The 18,143-nt window shown below is 48.2% G+C and carries 13 protein-coding genes; 6 read left to right on the forward strand and 7 right to left on the reverse strand.

Going from position 1 to position 18,143, the window contains the following annotated elements:
• Window positions 1-53 precede the first annotated feature (53 nt).
• Entirely contained in the window at window positions 54-1,391 is a 1,338-nt protein-coding gene (pssA, locus tag HR45_RS03170; protein ID WP_081933386.1) for a CDP-diacylglycerol--serine O-phosphatidyltransferase, read from the reverse strand.
• A gap of 239 nt (window positions 1,392-1,630) precedes the next feature.
• On the opposite strand from pssA, the gene HR45_RS19525 reads away from it, so the two are divergent.
• Window positions 1,631-1,792, forward strand: a complete 162-nt coding sequence (locus HR45_RS19525) for a hypothetical protein (protein ID WP_187327365.1) — start codon at window positions 1,631-1,633, stop codon at window positions 1,790-1,792.
• Window positions 1,785-3,323: a D-alanyl-D-alanine carboxypeptidase/D-alanyl-D-alanine endopeptidase gene (gene dacB, locus HR45_RS03175; RefSeq protein WP_052074452.1), complete on the forward strand. Its 1,539-nt coding sequence runs from the start codon at window positions 1,785-1,787 to the stop codon at window positions 3,321-3,323. Before HR45_RS19525 ends, dacB begins: the two co-directional genes overlap by 8 nt.
• A gap of 75 nt (window positions 3,324-3,398) precedes the next feature.
• On the opposite strand, the gene HR45_RS03180 is transcribed toward dacB, so the two are convergent.
• The 5 genes from HR45_RS03180 to HR45_RS03200 form a co-directional block, all read right to left on the reverse strand.
• Window positions 3,399-5,159: an acyl-CoA dehydrogenase gene (locus HR45_RS03180; protein WP_037439680.1), complete on the reverse strand. Its 1,761-nt coding sequence runs from the start codon at window positions 5,157-5,159 to the stop codon at window positions 3,399-3,401.
• Window positions 5,160-5,325: 166 nt separating this feature from the next.
• Window positions 5,326-7,536, reverse strand: coding sequence for a glucans biosynthesis glucosyltransferase MdoH (gene mdoH, locus HR45_RS03185; protein WP_052074453.1), 2,211 nt, complete (start codon window positions 7,534-7,536; stop codon window positions 5,326-5,328).
• An 11-nt stretch (window positions 7,537-7,547) separates the two neighbouring features.
• Entirely contained in the window at window positions 7,548-9,200 is a 1,653-nt protein-coding gene (locus tag HR45_RS03190; protein WP_037439682.1) for a glucan biosynthesis protein G, read from the reverse strand.
• 502 nt (window positions 9,201-9,702) lie between these two features.
• The gene (locus tag HR45_RS03195) at window positions 9,703-11,763 is read right to left on the reverse strand and encodes a dipeptidyl-peptidase 5 (RefSeq protein ID WP_037439684.1); all 2,061 of its coding nucleotides are present in this window, start codon (window positions 11,761-11,763) and stop codon (window positions 9,703-9,705) included.
• A gap of 70 nt (window positions 11,764-11,833) precedes the next feature.
• Window positions 11,834-13,351 (reverse strand): fumarate hydratase, encoded by a 1,518-nt coding sequence (locus HR45_RS03200; protein ID WP_037439686.1) that lies wholly within the window; start codon window positions 13,349-13,351, stop codon window positions 11,834-11,836.
• Between the two features lie 233 nt (window positions 13,352-13,584).
• Between HR45_RS03200 and pabB the strand changes: the two genes are divergently transcribed.
• Window positions 13,585-15,027, forward strand: a complete 1,443-nt coding sequence (gene pabB, locus HR45_RS03205; RefSeq protein ID WP_052074454.1) for an aminodeoxychorismate synthase component I — start codon at window positions 13,585-13,587, stop codon at window positions 15,025-15,027.
• Between the two features lie 41 nt (window positions 15,028-15,068).
• Window positions 15,069-15,647 (forward strand): CoA pyrophosphatase, encoded by a 579-nt coding sequence (locus HR45_RS03210; RefSeq protein ID WP_156103997.1) that lies wholly within the window; start codon window positions 15,069-15,071, stop codon window positions 15,645-15,647.
• Here the strand turns inward: HR45_RS03210 and HR45_RS03215 are convergent.
• Window positions 15,644-15,979: a hypothetical protein gene (locus HR45_RS03215; RefSeq protein WP_037440318.1), complete on the reverse strand. Its 336-nt coding sequence runs from the start codon at window positions 15,977-15,979 to the stop codon at window positions 15,644-15,646. The two genes, HR45_RS03210 and HR45_RS03215, sit on opposite strands and share 4 nt — an antisense overlap.
• Before the next feature lie 193 nt (window positions 15,980-16,172).
• On the opposite strand from HR45_RS03215, the gene asnS reads away from it, so the two are divergent.
• Together asnS and nikR are read left to right on the forward strand one after the other, a co-directional pair.
• Entirely contained in the window at window positions 16,173-17,573 is a 1,401-nt protein-coding gene (gene asnS / locus HR45_RS03220) for an asparagine--tRNA ligase (protein ID WP_037439688.1), read from the forward strand.
• A gap of 120 nt (window positions 17,574-17,693) precedes the next feature.
• Window positions 17,694-18,107, forward strand: coding sequence for a nickel-responsive transcriptional regulator NikR (nikR, locus tag HR45_RS03225; protein WP_037439690.1), 414 nt, complete (start codon window positions 17,694-17,696; stop codon window positions 18,105-18,107).
• Window positions 18,108-18,143: the final 36 nt, after the last annotated feature.

Genomic DNA, 18,143 nt, shown 5'->3' on the forward strand with positions numbered 1-18,143 from the left:
TGCCACTTCTACCGACAATTTGTTTACTCACCTGACAGAGGGAAATACGCCGATTACAAAATTCGGCGCAGCAGTATATCAGCTTTTAGTCGACGAATACGATTAAGGATCTTGCGCACTGGCGCAGGATATTGCTGCAATGTTTCCAACTGACGATAGTGGGTCATTCGCTCACTGTGTTCTAGCAGTTGCTGCTGCTCTTGAGTGAATTTGTCTTTGAGTTGTAGCTGTTCATCGTGCACCAGCAAACCATTTTCCAGATCCAGTGCCCATGCACGCGGATTGAGGTTGCTGCCCGTAAGCAGATGGTGCTGGTTATCAACACTGATGCCCTTTAAGTGAAAGCTGTTATTGTCGTGCTGCCATAGATGCACATTTAACAACCCCTGCTCTACAGCCCACTGTTGACGTTTAACAAACTTCCGCAGTGACTGTTCGTACAGGTAAGGCAAGGCACCGATGGTCGAAAAAGGCTTTTCAGGCGGAATATAGAAATCGTTGGCGGTTTTATCGCCCACAATAATGTCAATTTTAACGCCTTTACGCAGTTGACGGCTAATTGCCCGAGTCAACGAATAAGGCGGGTTAAAATACGGTGTGCAGATAAACATCTCTCGTTCAGCCGACTTCACCAAGGCTAAGATAGTACGATTTAACTGATTAGACTTGCGCCCAAGACCAACAAGCGGTGTCACTCGTAAACCATGATTGACTGAGCGGAAACGATAACTGGCACGCGCTAAACGTTGCTTAAAGGCACGTAACTGGTTTTTGTCGGGACGAATATCGGCCATGTCGGTGAGTTTAACCACCGCGTCGTCTTCCAAAATATCCTGATCGATCATGTCGATCATAGACGTTGCGAGTTCAGCCGACTCAATCAAATGATAACGGTCAAGACGATACCGCGCTAACTTTTGCAGGTAGACATTATTCAGACTGGCACCACTGAAAATGACGGCATCATCAATGATAAAACCCTTCAAATGCAGCACGCCTAACAACTCACGAGACTTGACTGGCACACCATAAATATCAAACGGTGCTGACGCTTGTTGCATTAACTGACGATAAAGCTGGTAGTTTCCGCTGTCGTCTTTTTGCCCGATGAGGCCACGACGCGCGCGGTGGTAGTCAACAAGAACTTTGATATCAAGTTTAGGATTCGCGGCTTTTGCAGACAGCAAGGCTTGTAGAATCTCGCGCCCCGCTTCGTCATCTTCCAGATAAAGCGCGGCAATGTAGATAACTTTCTGCGCTTGATTGATCCGCTCAAGCAAGGTTTCCCTAAAATTAGTTGGCGTATGCAACCACTTAATTGCCTCTGGGGCAATGGCAATGCCGTCCAAATGGTCCAGCAAGATATCCTCCTGTTTAGTTTCCCTGCGCAGGGAAACCTGCAAACCTTAATTTGCAAAACTGCCCGTCAAAATAAGGAAATAGAACTTACCGACTTGTGACCACATCGGCAACAATTTTCTCCCTACGCAGCTCGTTAAATGCGTCATTTTGCGGCAGAAATCGTCAAAAACGGCGATTCGAAGGAATTAATCGTGCAAGGTCACTGGCATCAACGCCACAACTACAGGCAAAATAACGAGGATAAATCTGACACTATGTAGGCTAATTGATGAAAAAACAGATGTGGTTCACCTTAATCGCAACGCTAGCAGCCGCTTGGGGACTGTTTCATTTTAAAGACTGGCTTGGTCCTTTGGTGTTTCCGCTATATATCGCCCTCGTTGTTTTTGTGACGCTAAAAATCTATCGATTAATGGAGTCAGATGATTAAATTAATGCGGAGGTCTGCCCTGCTATTGTTTAGCCTTTGGTGTAGCAACAACGCGATAGCAGCAAGCGATATTCAGCTGCAGCATTGGCAACGACTGTTACCTAGTGACGCACAGGTATCTCTGATTTTGGCAGCGCCTGACGGCCAGCGCATCGTTGAACGCAACAGTCATAGGTTGCTCCTGCCGGCCAGCACTCAAAAACTGTTAACCGCGGTAGTCGCCAGCAAGGTGCTCGGCGACGAGTTTCAGTTTCGTACTTCATTGCTATATCGCGGTGAAATTAAGCAGCACGAATTATTTGGCGATGTGATTTTACGGTTAGACGGCGATCCACGTTTGACGACCGAAGAACTCGCTAATCTTGTTGCAGAGCTTGCTAAAGCGGGAATCCAGCGCGTCAGGGGTGACGTTATTATTGCAGCCGACACACCAGCGCCTAAATGGGCACCCGGTTGGTTGTGGGATGATTTAGGCGTATGTTTCGCCGCGCCAGTGGGCAAGCTAATCCTAGATCAAAACTGCGTTAAAGGTGCGCTGAGCGCAAATCCCGGCCAAAGTAGCCGTGTGCATCTTCGCTACCCGTTAACCATCGAAAACTCCGCCAGCTATGAACCTAGCACACCTGACGCTTTGTGCCGCCTGCACTTAGGCCACAGTCAGGGCAATCACTACCAATTGTCGGGTTGTTATCAGGTAAAAAATCCATTGCCGCTTGAAATTGCCATTGTCGATCCGGCCGCCTATATCAGTGAGCAACTCAAGCGTCTGTGGCCACGTTCAGTAGTGCTCACAGGCAAAATTAAAGTGGCCAGCATCGATCTCACATCGTCAAAACCATTAGTGAGTCATCCGTCAATGCCGTTGCGCCCAATGATTATCGAGATGCTCAAAAAGTCGGATAATCTCATTGCCGATTCACTGTTAAAGCGCGTTGGCGAAGTCACTTACGGGAAATATGGATTTGAATACGGCGCCGAAGCCGTTAAGCAAACTCTAGCGTCACTCGGGATTGGCATAAAGACTGCAAATATTGTCGATGGTTCTGGATTATCCCGCTATAACCAACTTACCGCAGAGCAACTGTTCCAACTGTTACTGTTGATTCAACGTGACTCATCACTCCAGTGGCTTATCAAGGCGCTGCCCGTTGCGGGGTTAAGTGGCACGCTGAGGTACAAGCGTGGTTATGTTAACCCGCAACTTCAAGGCATCATTTGGGCAAAAACTGGCAGTATGACGGGGGTTGATAATCTTGCAGGCTTTATTCGCATCGGAGAGGACGACAGTCAGTTATATCCTTTCGTGATCATGGAAAATGGTATATCGGCAAGCAGCTACCATCCGAAGAAATTTGCACCGCCATTCTTAAAATTAGCGCGCAAACAATTGGAAGCGGCCCACACGGCGCAAATCGCGAAGCTAAAACAAAAGGCAGCCGATGACGCTAAAAAAAATTTAAATGCGGTAACAGCGGAGAGCAACAAAGCGGGGACTGCCATCGATACTGCCACTGGTAACCGACCCAAATAGTCCTAAATAGCCAAAAAATAAGGGATAGTTTTTACTGTATACTCATTAATTATCCCTTATGTCATATCCAAGAGCTTAAAACAGCGATTCGTCCATCTGCATGGTGGATGTAGCGCCACAAGTCACCGCCGCCAGATGGGCATCAAAGCGTCCGACTAAACGGCTGAAGTAGTAATCACATAACTGCTGTTTGCTCTGCACCAATGCAGCAGCCAATTCGCTTTGATGATGTTGAGCACTATCACTCATGCTTAACCAAAAGAAACCGCACATCATATAACCGAACGCATTCAAAGCATCTACGGCAACCGCATTGATAAGATCAGGGCTTTGCGACTTCTGCTCAATAATTGCTGCGATAGCGTCACTAAACTGAGCTTGAATACTGCGTTGCCGCTCAATATAAACTTGGGGCACGCGGCTAAATTGAGTCAGTTGTTGCGTCAACTCAGCGAGCAAAGCCTGCAAAGTTTCGCCGCAGTCCGCGACCAACTTACGCCCAAGGAAATCTATCGCCTGAATCCCGTTTGTGCCTTCGTAGATTTGCGCTATACGTGTATCACGCAGCCACTGCTCTACCCCTGTTTCGCGAATGTATCCATGGCCACCGAACACCTGTTGCGCGTCGATGGTGCAGTCTAGCCCTCTGTCGGTCAGAAAGGCTTTAGTGACGGGCGTTAATAATGCGGCCAGCTTAGTCGACTTAGCGCGTTGCTGTTCATCTTCAGCATACTTAGCCAAATCAAGCTGCAAGCCAGTCATCATCGCCAACGCTCTACCTGCTTCGGTCAGGCAGCGAATATTGAGCAGCATACGCCGAACATCCCCGTGCACTATGATTGGTGCAACCTCTGCCCCAGCGCCTGGCGTAGAACCTTGTTTGCGCTCTTTGGCGTAATCAGCCGCCATACGATAACAAGCGTGTGCGCTGCCAAGGCCTTGAATACCAATGGATAACCGTTCGTAGTTCATCATGGTGAACATGCACACTAATCCGCGGTTAGCACGTCCCACCAAATATCCTTGTGCATTATCGTAATGCATGACACAAGTGGCAGACGCTTTAAGCCCCATTTTGTGCTCGATCGCCCCAGCAGTAACTCCATTGGCAGAACCGCTATTTCCCTGTTCATCCACCTTTAACTTAGGTACCACAAACAGCGATATACCGTCGCTGCCTTCAATTTTGGCAAGCACTAAGTGAATAATGTTTTCCGTGAGATCATGATCGCCGCCAGTAATAAAAATCTTACTGCCATTGATGCGATAACTGCCATCGGCCTGGGGTGTCGCCTTGGTCAGAATGTGGCGGAGATCAGACCCAGCCTGCGGCTCAGTCATGTCCATGGCGCCTGCCCATTCGCCAGAATATAGCTTAGGCAAAAAGCGTTGTTTTAACGCATCGGTTCCATGCGCATGAATACAAAGCGCTGCCCCTGCCGTCAGTGATGCATAGAGATTAAAAGCGTTGCTGGCGCTATAACCCAATTCATCAACTAACACACCCAGCATTTTGGGCATGCCCATGCCGCCAAAATCGGGTTCACCACAGAGTCCAACCCAACCCGCAGCCGCATATTGTTGGTATGCTTTAGCATAACCGTCAGGCGTGCTGACCCGCCCGCCGGCAAACTGCACCCCTTGTTCATCACCAGCACGATTTAACGGCGCAACTTCTTCAGCATTGAACTTTGCCGCTTCCGCCAAAATAGCCGCTGCCGTATCACTATCAATGGTGTCGGCAAGCGCTGGCATGGATTGCCACACGGCGTCAGCATTAAACAACTGCTGCAGTAAAAATTGCATATCTTGCAACGGCGCTTGATATGAACTCATGCTAGGCCTCTTTAGAATTCAAACGAGTGTTTAATTTATCGGTTAGCTAACAGTTTGGCAAACACTCAATGAAAAACAGCCGCATCGATCACTAATTAACGCATTGGCCTCATAACAAAAAAGCCGGTGCTTAATTTGCGACCGGCTTTTCATCGACAGGCAGTAATCAACAAATGCTGATCACGTCATCATCACTGTGTTCTTTTGGTAATCGCTGCATCACTTCAAGCAGCAATGGATTGCCCAACACATAACTGCGCTCTTTATTATCCAACACGCTTAGCAATGAGTTTTGACTTTGGGCTTCCTGCACTTTCACTCGCGCGATGGCATCTAAGGCTTCAATCTGACCACCGGGGATATGGGTAGGTAATTTGTCCATAATCGCCATATGCAGTTGCATTAACGCCGGTTGTTTAAGTAAGTCAGGTAACGCCCAAATTTGTTGCAATGAATGCTCATAGGCTTTTCGTGCTTCTGCTGCCGCGAGAATCAATTCTGGTGGTTCAATCTCTTCAGGCGTAGCTAACAGTTTTTTCGATTTCACCCATTTGCCAAACGTCTGCGAAGCGGTGAGCATCGATAACGGCACCGCAATCCAGAGACCAAGCAATGCGGGTGATAGCCAAGCAAGCAAGGTCCAAGAATCGAGATAGGCAAAATAGGTCATTAACACGCCAAGCACCATATGCCAACGATGTCGGTAGAGCACATCTTTCCACGGCAAACTGCCATCATCACGGCGTTGTGGTGCCCAACCACTGTCCTTACCCGACAGAATAGAAAACACTGCGCCACAATGGATGAACATCATGATCGGCGCTATCAGCGCGGAAACAATGATTTCCAGCACAATACTGCCCATGACCCGAATACGTCCACCGAGAATACGGCAATAATTTTTATCCGTTAGCAGTAACAGCGAACCGAAGATTTTTGGCGCAAACAAAATCCCCATAGTGATGTAGAACAGCCTTAACGCGCGCTCGGAGTCCATCACCGGCCATTTAGGAAACAGCGAAAACTGATCGGTAAAATATTCGGGGCGAATATAGTGCGCCTGCAATGCCAGTAACAAACCAGACAGAATAAGCATCAACCAAAACGGTGATGAGAGGTAAGACATAATCCCAGTGACCAGATGCAAACGGCTGATCCAGTGCAGTCCTTTGGTCGGTAAAATACGGGTATGTTGCAGATTCCCTTGACACCAGCGCCGGTCACGAATCGCCATATCGATAATCGACGGTGGGCATTCTTCAAATGACCCTGGCAAATCAGCGGCGATTTTAACGCTCCAACCAGCACGGCGGATTAGCGCAGCTTCAACAAAGTCGTGACTCAGAATATGACCACCGAACGGCGGTTTCCCTTTAAGTGTGGGCAAGCCAGCACATTCAACAAACGCCTTAACGCGAATAATGGCATTGTGCCCCCAGAAGTTACCCTCTTTTTGCACCCACCACGCCAAACCTGTGCCAATTACCGGACCATAAAATCGTGCCGCAAACTGTTGTAAACGCGCCAGAACCGTGGTGCCACTCACCAAGTAAGGAATGGTCTGAATGAGTCCAGCATCCGGATCAGCTTGCATACGCCGCGCAAGTTCCAAAATACAATGACTCTGCATCAGGCTATCGGCATCGAGCACCAACATACTTTCGTAATGGGCGGCCCAGCGGGTGCAGAAATCTGCGACGTTACCCGATTTCCTTGCGGTATTTTTACGACGGCGACGGTAATACACCTGCGCCTTACCAGCCACCCGCTTGCGCAATAGCCAAAATGCCTGTTCTTCCGCGAGCGCGATATCGGGATCAGTGGTATCCGACAGAATGAACCAGGAAAACTGCTTGTGCTCTTCGGTGTCACGGGTGTACTGCACTAAACGCATCGCCATGGTTTCAACCGCAGAGAACACTCGGTCAGGCGATTCATTATAGGTTGGCATCAACACTGCGACCTTATCGGTCAAGGTGATTGCCGTCGAGTTATCATGTTTGCCAAAACGCCGCGCGAACAGGGTAATAACACCGGCAACACCGCCGCTAAATGCCAAGGCAATCCAACAGAAGTTAATGGCAAACAGCAGCAATACCAGATATTCCAACGGTGTGACGGCGGCAACGCTGAATACCTGCAACATTTCATAGATTGCAAACAACGATAACGCCGACGCAGAACCCACCACTAATACTCGGCGGCTGGCTTTGGATTTTACGCCGCGAATACGAATGCTCTCGCGCGGAAATCCTTTGCTAAGCTTTTTTAAATCTTGTGGCGGCATCGCTTGATGGCGCTCCGGCGGCATTGCCGGGCCACCGATTAACTCTGGTTGCGGCTCGTTGATCAAACTGCCGTTAACATGAGCTTCCATACTGTCCCCTGTTATTTCGACCAACGGTACAACCAAGTTTCCACTTTACCCGGTGCGGCAGCATTAGGGTTCTGCCCGTCAAACTGCAACTCCGCACGTAATTCCGCCACATTGGCTTCAGCGGGGTCAAATTCGAATGACAAGCGATAACCGCCGTTGTGAGTATTTTCACGCACAACGATATTGCTAATAACACCCACGTTACTTTCCACTTTGGCAGCGGGTAACACTGGCGGACGTTTGCCACCATTTAGCTGGTAATCAATCACAAATAAACGTCGTGATGTAGGTTTAGAAATATCGGCGCGGCCGCTGGCGGTACGCTGCACAGTTACCGTCCCCGGCTTAATTTGCGGCTCATTTCCCCAAGAAAGACGATATGCAAAGCGATATTCACCCCCAGCTTTCAGCGCATCCTTAGGGCGCCAGAACATCACGATATTGTCATGGATCTCGGCCTGAGACGGGATTTCCGTCAACACTACCGCGCCCTGCCCCCAATTTCCCAGCGGCTCTACCCATAAACTCGGACGTTTTTCAAAATTCGCATCTAAGTCTTGATAAGCGTCAAAATCACGTTGACGTTGAACTAAACCGAATCCTTGCGGCGCGTTGTCCATAAAGGCTGAAACCTGCAAATTAGTCGGATTCGCTAATGGCCGCCATAGGCGTTCACTGCGCCCATTAAGCATTAGCAAACCATCTGAGTTATGGACTTCTGGGCGAAAATCATCAATGCCCTGACGGCCATTGAGTGAATGCTTAAACATACTGGTTTCAGGTGCCAAGCCGACTTTTTGCAGATCGACCCGCGGATACAACACAGCTTCAACATCCATCTGGGTACTGTCACCCGGACGTACTGAAAAACGGTAAGCACCACTAACACTTGGGCTATCGAGCAAGGCGTAAATCACCATCAGATTGGAGTCCGCTTGCGGCTCTTCAATCCAAAACGCCTTAAATACTGGGATCTCTTCACCTTCAGGATCCGCTGTACGCAACGCTAAACCGCGCGCAGATAAGCCATAACTATCGTTTTTACCCAGCGCACGAAAATAGGTCGCGCCTTGAAACACTAACAACTCATCATAGTAGTCAGCGCGATTTAATGGGTAATGCAGCCGAAAACCACTGTAACCAATATCGCCCTTAGGTAATGGCTTAGTAAAAACACTACCAGTGCGGAAATATTCAGGATTGTAAGCAAGATGAGTCGCGAGGTTGCCATTAACTAATGCCAACTCCACTTTGTTTTTGTAATAAAAGCCGCGATGAAACATCTGCATCTGATAAGGCAACTTTGCCTCTTGCCAAATCGCTTCATCGGGACGAAAACGGATATCATTGTATTGGTTGTAATCCAGATTTTTTAAGGCATCTGGCAAAGATTCATCAGGAGCTTGATAAGGCTTTAACGCGAGTTGCTTTGCTAAGTCCATCACAGTCGTTGGGCTAAAGATGCCACTTTTTGCAAATTGTGCCTTCACCGCATTGTCAGGTTTAGCTGCTTCGGTAGTCGCAGGTTTAGGAGCCAATACCGATTCAATCTTGTTTTCCTGAATCAACGGCGTTGTCGGGCTGGCGCTGGCAAATACAGTGCCAGACAGACCTAAACACACCAGTAGGCTCAGAGTCTTGATTTTTCTGGTTCGACTTAACATCTATTTACTAACCTTCACAGTGAAAAAAGAGAGTTTTGAATCTTGTGCAGCCGCGCCGGGCCTAATAATTATGAATGGTGTCAATCGACTACAATAAGCTACTACTAAACTTAGGTTAAAGAAAGCTTTGTTAACTTAGGACTTTGTTTTCCATCATCTTTCGCTCATTTTTTAAAAAATAGATTAACAACGTGAAAACTATCTGAAAAATTTCTGCGCTGACTATGTATATTTTTTAAAAACTTATCGCATTAGGTGTTGTGAATGTTAACTGCCAAATTAACATTTTTGTAAAATAAATCCTTACTTAACAAAGAGTTCAAATGCATACCGACAAAGCCATTCAACCATTGTCACTGTAGATGTTCGCAGCTTAACGACAGGTTAATGAGAGCATAGTTAGTGAATGCACTATTGCGCAATTATCGCGCCGATATATTGCGCTTAATCATAAAAAAAGCCAGTCGTTTGACTGGCTTTTTTACGCGAAAAAATAGCCCCGTTACTGGCTATTTTTACCCGTCCAACGATCCATCCAACCAAGTACTTTGGCGTACCATTGTTCGAGGTTATTTGGGTTTAATATCCAGTGATTTTCATCAGGGAACACTAATAACTCGGAAGGAATGTCATTACGCTGCATATAAGAAAATGCCGCTAGGCCCTGATCATATGGCACGCGGAAATCTTTCTCACCGTGGATGACGAGCATTGGTGTTTTCCAATTTTGCACGTAATTCGCTGGATTAAATTTCTCGTACAGATCTTTGGCTTGCTCGTAGGTGCCACCAAACTCATGCTCAGGGAACCATAGCTCTTCAGTAACATGGTACATAGAACGCATGTCGAACAGACCTGCGTGGTCAACCAAACACTTAAAGCCATCATTCCAGTTACCCTGAATCCAGTTCATCATGTAACCACCATATGAACCACCCAAGGCACACGCATTGCTGGCATCAATCCAGTCTTGTTGTTTTGCTACCGCAGCCAGACCTTTTTGTAAGTCTTCCAAAGGCTTGCCACCCCAATCTAAACTGATTGAGTCAGTAAACGCCTGGCCGTAACCAGTAGAGCCGTGGAAGTCGACCATCACCACTGCATAACCAGCACCCGCCCATAATTCAGGGTTCCAGCGTGAGCTAAAGCTGTTACCGAATGACCCCTGTGGGCCACCGTGTACCAAAAATGCAGTTGGGTATTTTTTACCCGGCTCAAAGTTAGCCGGCTTCAACCAATAGCCATAAACTTCTTCGTTGTTCCAGCCTTTAAAGCTGAACTGACCAAAATCACCGAACTTGATTTTATCAAGCTTAGTACGGTTTACGTCGGTTAAACGCTGTAGATCTTGGCCGTCCATGTTCATCGACCATAAATCGCCAGGTTCGACCAAAGATGCGTGACGGATAACTAAGCGGTCACCTGCAATCCCGATAAGGCTATTCGAGCCGTCGTTATACAGTGGACGCACATCACCAAACTGGGTGTTAATGGCAAATACCGATACCTGACCAATATCTTGCGCTGTAACATACAGAGTGTTGTTGTCTTTGCCGAAGCTGATAGAGGATGGGCTGCGATCCCACAAAGGCGCGACTTCTTTCGTCTGCCCGGTCACCATATCACGCAACATGATGCCATAGCGGTCAGCTTCAAAACCCGGCTTTTTCATCGCCAGATATGCCATGTAACGGCCATCTGCAGAAAATACCGGTTGGGCATCCCACGCTTTGTTTTCTTCGGTTAGATTAACGGTATCGCCACCCGTGACAGGCACTTGCCATAAGTCGTAATTGGTAGTCCACGCTTGATCTTTGGCTGGCGCCTTAGCGCTGTAAACCACATACTTGCCATCTGGTGTAAACGTCACCTCTTCCATTCCTGAAAACGGCTTAGGCGGTGTTTCAGTATCGCGCCCCTGAGTGACATCCACCGTCGCCCCCAGTTTGCCGTCAACAATTGGCGCGACCACTAGGTGATTACGGGCATGATCAAACCAAGTATCCCAATGACGCACCATCAATTGGCTATATTCGCGACCGGTAGACTTACGCTCAGATTCGGCTTTGAATTTATCGGCAGAACATTGCAGCGTGTCACATTCCGGGAATACTCGAATGCTCATTACCACTTGCTTGCCATCGTCAGATAATTTGTAGCCATCAATGTCTAACGGCAGTTCTGACACCTGACGTGCTTCACCGCCATTGAGCGGCAATTGATACAACTGACTACTACCATTGCGAGCAGCAACAAAGTAGATACTGTTGTCATCGCTGCTAAACGCAACATCATGCTCAGTGCCTTTAGCACTGGTCAAACGATAAGGTTTAGCGTCTTTATTGGCTAAATCGAGTAGATACAGATCTGAATCGGCTTTGCCCGCTTCACTCACAGTCTTAAGGCCGTAAACCAATTTGGTACCATCATGTGACACGGCGGCAGAGTGAAGTTTATTTAGCTTAACCAGATCTTGAACGGTAAATGGGGTTTTATCAGCAGCTACGGCCGCAACGGAAACACCCGCAGCCAACAATGCCAACCCAAGTTTGTTGATTTTCATCTAAAGCTCTTCTTATGGAGTTTGATTTATAAAAGCAAAAAGGGGCCTATATGGCCCCTTCGAGGAAACATCACGCTTTGGCTTCTTGGATTTTTACTTTCCAGAGAGCAGGTCCAGTATCGTGAGCGTTAACCCCGTTGGAGTCAACCGCTACAGTAACAGGCATATCTTGAACTTCAAACTCATAAATCGCTTCCATTCCAAGATCTTCGAATGCGATCACTCGTGCTTTCTTAATTGCCTTTGATACCAGATAAGCCGCGCCACCGACTGCCATCAAATAAACTGCTTTATGATTTTTAATCGATTCAACCGTCGCAGGGCCACGTTCAGCTTTACCAATCATGCCCATCAAACCGGTTTTAGCGAGCATCATCTCGGTAAACTTATCCATGCGAGTACTGGTGGTTGGGCCTGCTGGACCAACGACTTCATTACCGACTGGATCGACTGGGCCCACGTAGTAAATAAATTTACCGGTGAAATCGACGCCTTCTGGCAAACCTTCACCACTTTCCAGCAAACTCTGAATACGTTTATGCGCGGCATCGCGGCCAGTAAGCATTTTGCCTGACAGCAAAATGGTATCGCCGCTATTCCAGCTTTCAATCTCTTCCTGAGTAACAGTGTCCAGATTGACGCGGCGAGTATTTTCACCAGCATCACGGGTAATTTCAGGCCAGTCGGCTAAAGAAGGAATGGGTAACTCGGCTGGACCACTACCATCCAAGTGGAAATGCACGTGACGGGTTGCGGCGCAGTTAGGGATCATTACCACAGGCTTAGACGCTGCATGGGTTGGTGCGGTTTTGATTTTTACATCAAGCACGGTTGTTAAACCACCCAAGCCTTGGGCACCAATACCGAGGTTGTTAGCACGTTCGAAAATATCTAACCGCAGTTTCTCTTCGGTGGTTTCGGCACCGCGCGCTTTGAGTTCGTGAATATCAACACTTTCCATCAAGGCTTCTTTGGCCATGACCGCCGCTTTTTCCGCCGTACCGCCGATACCGATCCCAAGCATCCCCGGTGGGCACCAACCTGCGCCCATGGTTGGCAGTGTTTTCTCAACCCATGCAGCGATATCATCAGACGGGTTAAGCATTACCATCTTGGATTTGTTTTCTGAGCCGCCGCCTTTGGCAGCGATGGCCACATCAACTTGATCGCCGGGAACTGACACAATATGTACCACAGCCGGGCTGTTATCACGGGTGTTCTTACGGCTGCCGGCGGGATCGGCCACAATCGACGCACGCAAGGTATTGTCACTATTGGTATAAGCGCGACGAGTGCCTTCATCAACCATCTGTTGAATGGTCATGTCGGTTTTATCCCACTGCACGCCCATTCCGACATATACGAAACAGGTCACAATGCCGGTGTCTTGACACAGCGGACGGTGGCCTTCTGCTGACATCCGAGAGTTAATCAGGATCTGCGCAATGGCATCTTTTGCAGCTGGACTTTGCTCACGCTCATAGGCTTCTGCCATGGCGTCGATAAAATCTTTAGGGTGGTAATAAGAGATATACTGCAGGGCATCGGCAATACTGTCGATGAAATCGGCTTGCTTTATAACAGACATGTTGGCGCTCCGTTGGCTATCTGTCGCTTCCTTCACTTTACAGGTTGTTTGGCCATACTCCCCATCAGTGACACAAACAGCTAATTAAGCGTAATACTCACACTAAGTATTAAGTAAACTCGTTTTAGGTGACCAGTTTACGGAAGGCAGATTGGTTCTCTTGGTATAGGTTGCCAAGTATAATACCCTCTCACCACAATTTGGGCTACATCACATTTTAGGTTAGATAAAGGATGTCCAACATCTCAAATTCCCAAGCTATTCACCACATTACCTTTGATTGGCACTACACAACGCCACAGGTTTTTGCCGCGGTTAACACCTTAGCTTATGCCGTACTATTAGATTCAGCCGATGCAGCACATGCCGATGCTCGCTACGATATTATTGCAGCAGAACCTTTGTGTCGTTTAAAAAGCGAGCCTAGACACACCCAGCTCATAAATGCCAATAATCAAATAGAAGCCGAATTTGCTAGCGCCGAGAACGACCCGCTCGCAGTATTACAATCACAACTTAAACGCTATTTCCCTCAAGCTGCGCCATCCCCCCTGCCTTTCAGCGGCGGTGCGTTAATGGCGCTTAGCTATGACTTAGGTCGCGAGTTTGAACGACTACCACAAAACGCCACGGATGATTTGCAGTTTCCGCAGTTATTGGCTGGCATTTATGCATGGGCATTAGTAAGAGATAGCAAACAAGTCGCTGGAGAGCAGTGGCAGTTGGTGTGTTCAGTCAAGGATATCGACATTGAAGCACTGGCAAACCGACTGCAAGGGTTAGTGAAAGCCTATATCAGTGAAGATACGGATCTAGATGCCACGAATTCGTTTCGCCTCATGTCGCCGTGGCAAACTCAGCTCAGCAAAGTCGACTATTTGCAAAAGTTTGATCGTATTCAGCACTATCTACACAGCGGTGATTGTTACCAAATTAACCTTACCCAGCGCTTCAGCGCTCAATATCAAGGTGATGAATGGCAGGCTTATTTAAAGCTCAGAACTCAAAATAGTGCCCCATTTTCAGCATTCTGGCGCTGGGATGATTTGACCATTCTGTCGATTTCTCCAGAGCGCTTTTTAAAGCTAAACGAATGCGCCGTCATCGAGACTAAGCCAATAAAAGGGACTGCAGCGCGGGGCCCCGAGCCAGAACTCGACCAACAAGCCGCAATTGAGCTGCAACAGTCGGAAAAAAATCGTGCTGAAAACCTAATGATCGTCGATCTGCTGCGTAATGATATCGGTAAAGTCGCACAAGCAGGCAGCGTTGAGGTTCCTGCTTTATTTGCCATCGAAAGTTTCCCAGCAGTGCATCATTTAGTCAGCACTGTGCGGGCTACACTGAGCCCGCAATATCAGGCAACAGATTTGCTGCGCGCAGCCTTTCCCGGTGGTTCTATTACCGGCGCGCCTAAAGTGCGAGCCATGCAGATCATTGACGAGCTAGAGCCTTCCCGTCGGAGTATCTATTGCGGTTCAATTGGTTATATTAGTCAGGACGGCAAGATGGACAGCAGCATTACAATTCGCACCTTGCTGGCGCAGCAACAGCAGCTGTATTGTTGGGCTGGCGGTGGCATTGTTGCCGATTCCGATGGTGAGGCTGAATATCAAGAAAGCTTTGATAAGGTAATTAAAATCCTTCCGGTGTTGCGCGATGAAGCGGCCAAATAACTATGTTTAAACATCACCACAGTGATTAACAAGGACAGAGTGTGGACACCCTAGCCGAACTCAGAACCCAGTTTATGTTGGCCAATGCGCCACTGCAGCGCGTCGTCAATACCGACGGGATTCGCTTACGTTCGGCAGCGGTGTTAATGGCATTTCAGCAAACGGATGTAGGCGTCGAATTATTGCTCACCCAGCGGCCACAGCATCTCAAAGCTCATCCCGGACAGATCGCGTTTCCTGGTGGCAAACCTGAACCACAAGATGACTCTATTGTGGATACGGCACTGCGCGAGGCATGGGAAGAAGTGGCATTAGCGCCGTCGCAGGTAGATGTGTTAGGCGTACTGCCGCAGCACAATACCCTGACGGGATTTAGCATCACCCCTATAGTCGGGATTATCGATTCACCCTTTACGCCCATCCTTGATGCGCAAGAGGTGTCAGACAGTTTTACTGTGCCGTTATCTTTTTTGATGGCTGATCAGCACCGACATACGCTGTGGTTAACTCGGCGCAATACGCCAGTGCCAGTGACATTTATCCCCTATCAGCAGCGATTAATTTGGGGCGCAACAGCCGCCATTATCGATACATTTTGTCGGCAGCTAACAAAAATTTAGATAAGAAACTTCAGGTACAATCCTGAGGTAACGGAAATCAGCAGCAGTAACGGAATATTAAACCAATAGCCCATGCGACTATGGCTGGCACAGTACCAATTGACCAATAAGCTCATAAAGCTGATAGCGGCACAGGTCCAGATAATCTGCTCTAGGTGGGCGGTAGCCACAGGATCCCAGCGTAAGCGCACCGATACTCCACGACTGAGAAAGTAACCCACTTGGCGGTCAGGACGGGCGTCATCAAAAATCAGTAAGGCGTAAACCGCGAGGCTCCAGCCCACTATTGATAAGATAGCGAGTAACAATTGCAATATGCGCAATTTGCTCATATCAAACTCCTGCCGCTTAAAATCCTTGATGAATATGAAGAATACCTTTTTCAGCTTGAGAAAAGCCACCAGCAAGGTAATATAAACGTCCAAATTTTTTCCTGTGTGATCAATATCGTTGCTTATCGCGGCAAATGCCAAGAAAACAACGACAAAGCAGGCAGTTATTATTTTAGTGGAGTTCAAAGCAATAATGAGCGTTGCATCTGTCGCATCTGTATTTAAAGGTGAGCATCCGGTGGGAAGCGAAGTCACGGTTCGTGGCTGGGTTCGCACTCGCCGTGATTCAAAAGCTGGGATTTCATTTCTGGCGGTTTATGATGGTTCTTGTTTCGATCCGATCCAAGGCGTAGTACCCAATAGCTTGCCCAATTACAATGACGACGTGCTGCATTTAACTGCTGGCTGCTCTGTTGTAATGACCGGTGAAGTAGTGGAAAGTCCAGGCGCAGGCCAAGACTTTGAACTGCAAGTCACCAAGGTTGAAGTGACTGGTTGGGTGGAAGATCCTGATACCTACCCAATGGCAGCGAAACGTCACAGTGTGGAACACTTGCGCGAATTAGCGCATCTGCGTCCACGTACCAACCTGATTGGTGCCGTGATGCGCGTGCGTAACTGTCTGTCACAGGCGATTCACCGTTTTTACCACGAAAACGGCTATATCTGGGTCGCAACCCCACTAATCACCGCTTCAGACTGTGAAGGCGCGGGTGAAATGTTCCGTGTCTCAACGCTGGATATGGAAAACCTGCCACGCACCGACGCGGGTAAAGTGGATTACGACCAAGACTTCTTCGGTAAGGAAGCCTTCTTGACCGTATCAGGTCAGTTGAACGGCGAAACCTACGCCTGTGCACTGTCAAAAATTTATACCTTCGGCCCAACCTTCCGCGCTGAAAATTCAAACACCAGCCGTCACTTGGCGGAGTTCTGGATGGTTGAACCAGAAGTCGCATTTGCTGAACTAGACGACGTTGCCGCACTCGCTGAAGATATGCTGAAGTATTGCTTTAACGCGGTTCTGCAAGAACGTATGGATGATCTGCAGTTCTTCGCTCAACGCGTTGATAAAACGGTTATCGACCGTCTGCAAAACTTTGTAGAGAGTGACTTTGCTCAAGTGGATTACACCGATGCGGTAGAAATCCTGCAAAACTGCGACAAGCAATTCGAATACCCTGTTGAATGGGGTATCGATCTGCAATCAGAGCACGAACGCTATCTGGCGGAAGAACACTTCAAGGCCCCTGTGGTAGTGAAGAACTATCCAAAGGATATCAAAGCTTTCTACATGCGCCTCAATGAAGATGGCAAAACAGTGGCGGCAATGGACGTATTAGCGCCGGGCATCGGTGAAATCATCGGTGGTTCACAACGTGAAGAACGTTTGGACGTGCTGGATGCCCGTATGGCTGAAATGGATCTGAACCCAGAAGATTACTGGTGGTATCGCGATCTACGTCGTTACGGCACAGTGCCACACTCAGGTTTCGGTCTGGGCTTTGAGCGTCTGGTGTCTTACGTGACGGGAGTGAACAACATCCGTGATGTGATTCCTTTCCCTCGCGCACCGCGCACCGCGAACTTCTAAAGTTGACAAAACGCGCCGCAAGGCGCGTTTTTCATATTGCGCGGACACGAGCTGTCTCACAGTTGCATGGTGCGCAAATCAGTAAGGTATTAGCCTCAGTTATTGGTGGAGACATACACAGTGGCAAACGACGAAATTCAACGGTTTACCGTTTCCCTGCCGCAATCACTGTTTGAAGAAATAGAAACCGATATCGCGTCTCGCGGTTATCAATCTCGTTCGGAATATATTCGTGATCTCTTTCGGGACCGGATTGTCGACAAACAATGGAACGACAGCGTCGAAGATGTGGTTGGCGTGCTAACGCTCATTTTTGACCATCACCAGCGCGGTTTATCCGAAAAGCTGATTGAGATCCAACACAACCACTTAGTGCACATCCTTTGTAGTACGCATGTGCACATCGATCATCACCGCTGCTTAGAAACCATCATTTTGAAAGGTCAGGCAAAAGAGGTGAATCATCTTGTGAATCAAATCGCTGCACTTAAAGGCGTCAATGTTGCACGTCTGAGCCGAGCGGGCGTGGTATAACGCACGGCATTTTCAGGGCTCAGGTTTGAGTTGGTG

The sequence above is a fragment of the Shewanella mangrovi genome, assembly GCF_000753795.1.
Taxonomy (GTDB): Bacteria; Pseudomonadota; Gammaproteobacteria; order Enterobacterales; family Shewanellaceae; genus Shewanella; species Shewanella mangrovi.

Bases quoted from the DNA above. Each gene is read 5' to 3' on its own strand.
- HR45_RS19525 (WP_187327365.1), top strand. From the start codon at position 1,631: ATGAAAAAACAGATGTGGTTCACCTTAATCGCAACGCTAGCAGCCGCT.
- dacB (WP_052074452.1), top strand. From the start codon at position 1,785: ATGATTAAATTAATGCGGAGGTCTGCCCTGCTATTGTTTAGCCTTTGG.
- HR45_RS03180 (WP_037439680.1), bottom strand. From the start codon at position 5,159: ATGAGTTCATATCAAGCGCCGTTGCAAGATATGCAATTTTTACTGCAG.
- mdoH (WP_052074453.1), bottom strand. From the start codon at position 7,536: ATGGAAGCTCATGTTAACGGCAGTTTGATCAACGAGCCGCAACCAGAG.
- HR45_RS03190 (WP_037439682.1), bottom strand. From the start codon at position 9,200: ATGTTAAGTCGAACCAGAAAAATCAAGACTCTGAGCCTACTGGTGTGT.
- HR45_RS03195 (WP_037439684.1), bottom strand. From the start codon at position 11,763: ATGAAAATCAACAAACTTGGGTTGGCATTGTTGGCTGCGGGTGTTTCC.
- HR45_RS03200 (WP_037439686.1), bottom strand. From the start codon at position 13,351: ATGTCTGTTATAAAGCAAGCCGATTTCATCGACAGTATTGCCGATGCC.
- pabB (WP_052074454.1), top strand. From the start codon at position 13,585: ATGTCCAACATCTCAAATTCCCAAGCTATTCACCACATTACCTTTGAT.
- HR45_RS03215 (WP_037440318.1), bottom strand. From the start codon at position 15,979: ATGAGCAAATTGCGCATATTGCAATTGTTACTCGCTATCTTATCAATA.
- asnS (WP_037439688.1), top strand. From the start codon at position 16,173: ATGAGCGTTGCATCTGTCGCATCTGTATTTAAAGGTGAGCATCCGGTG.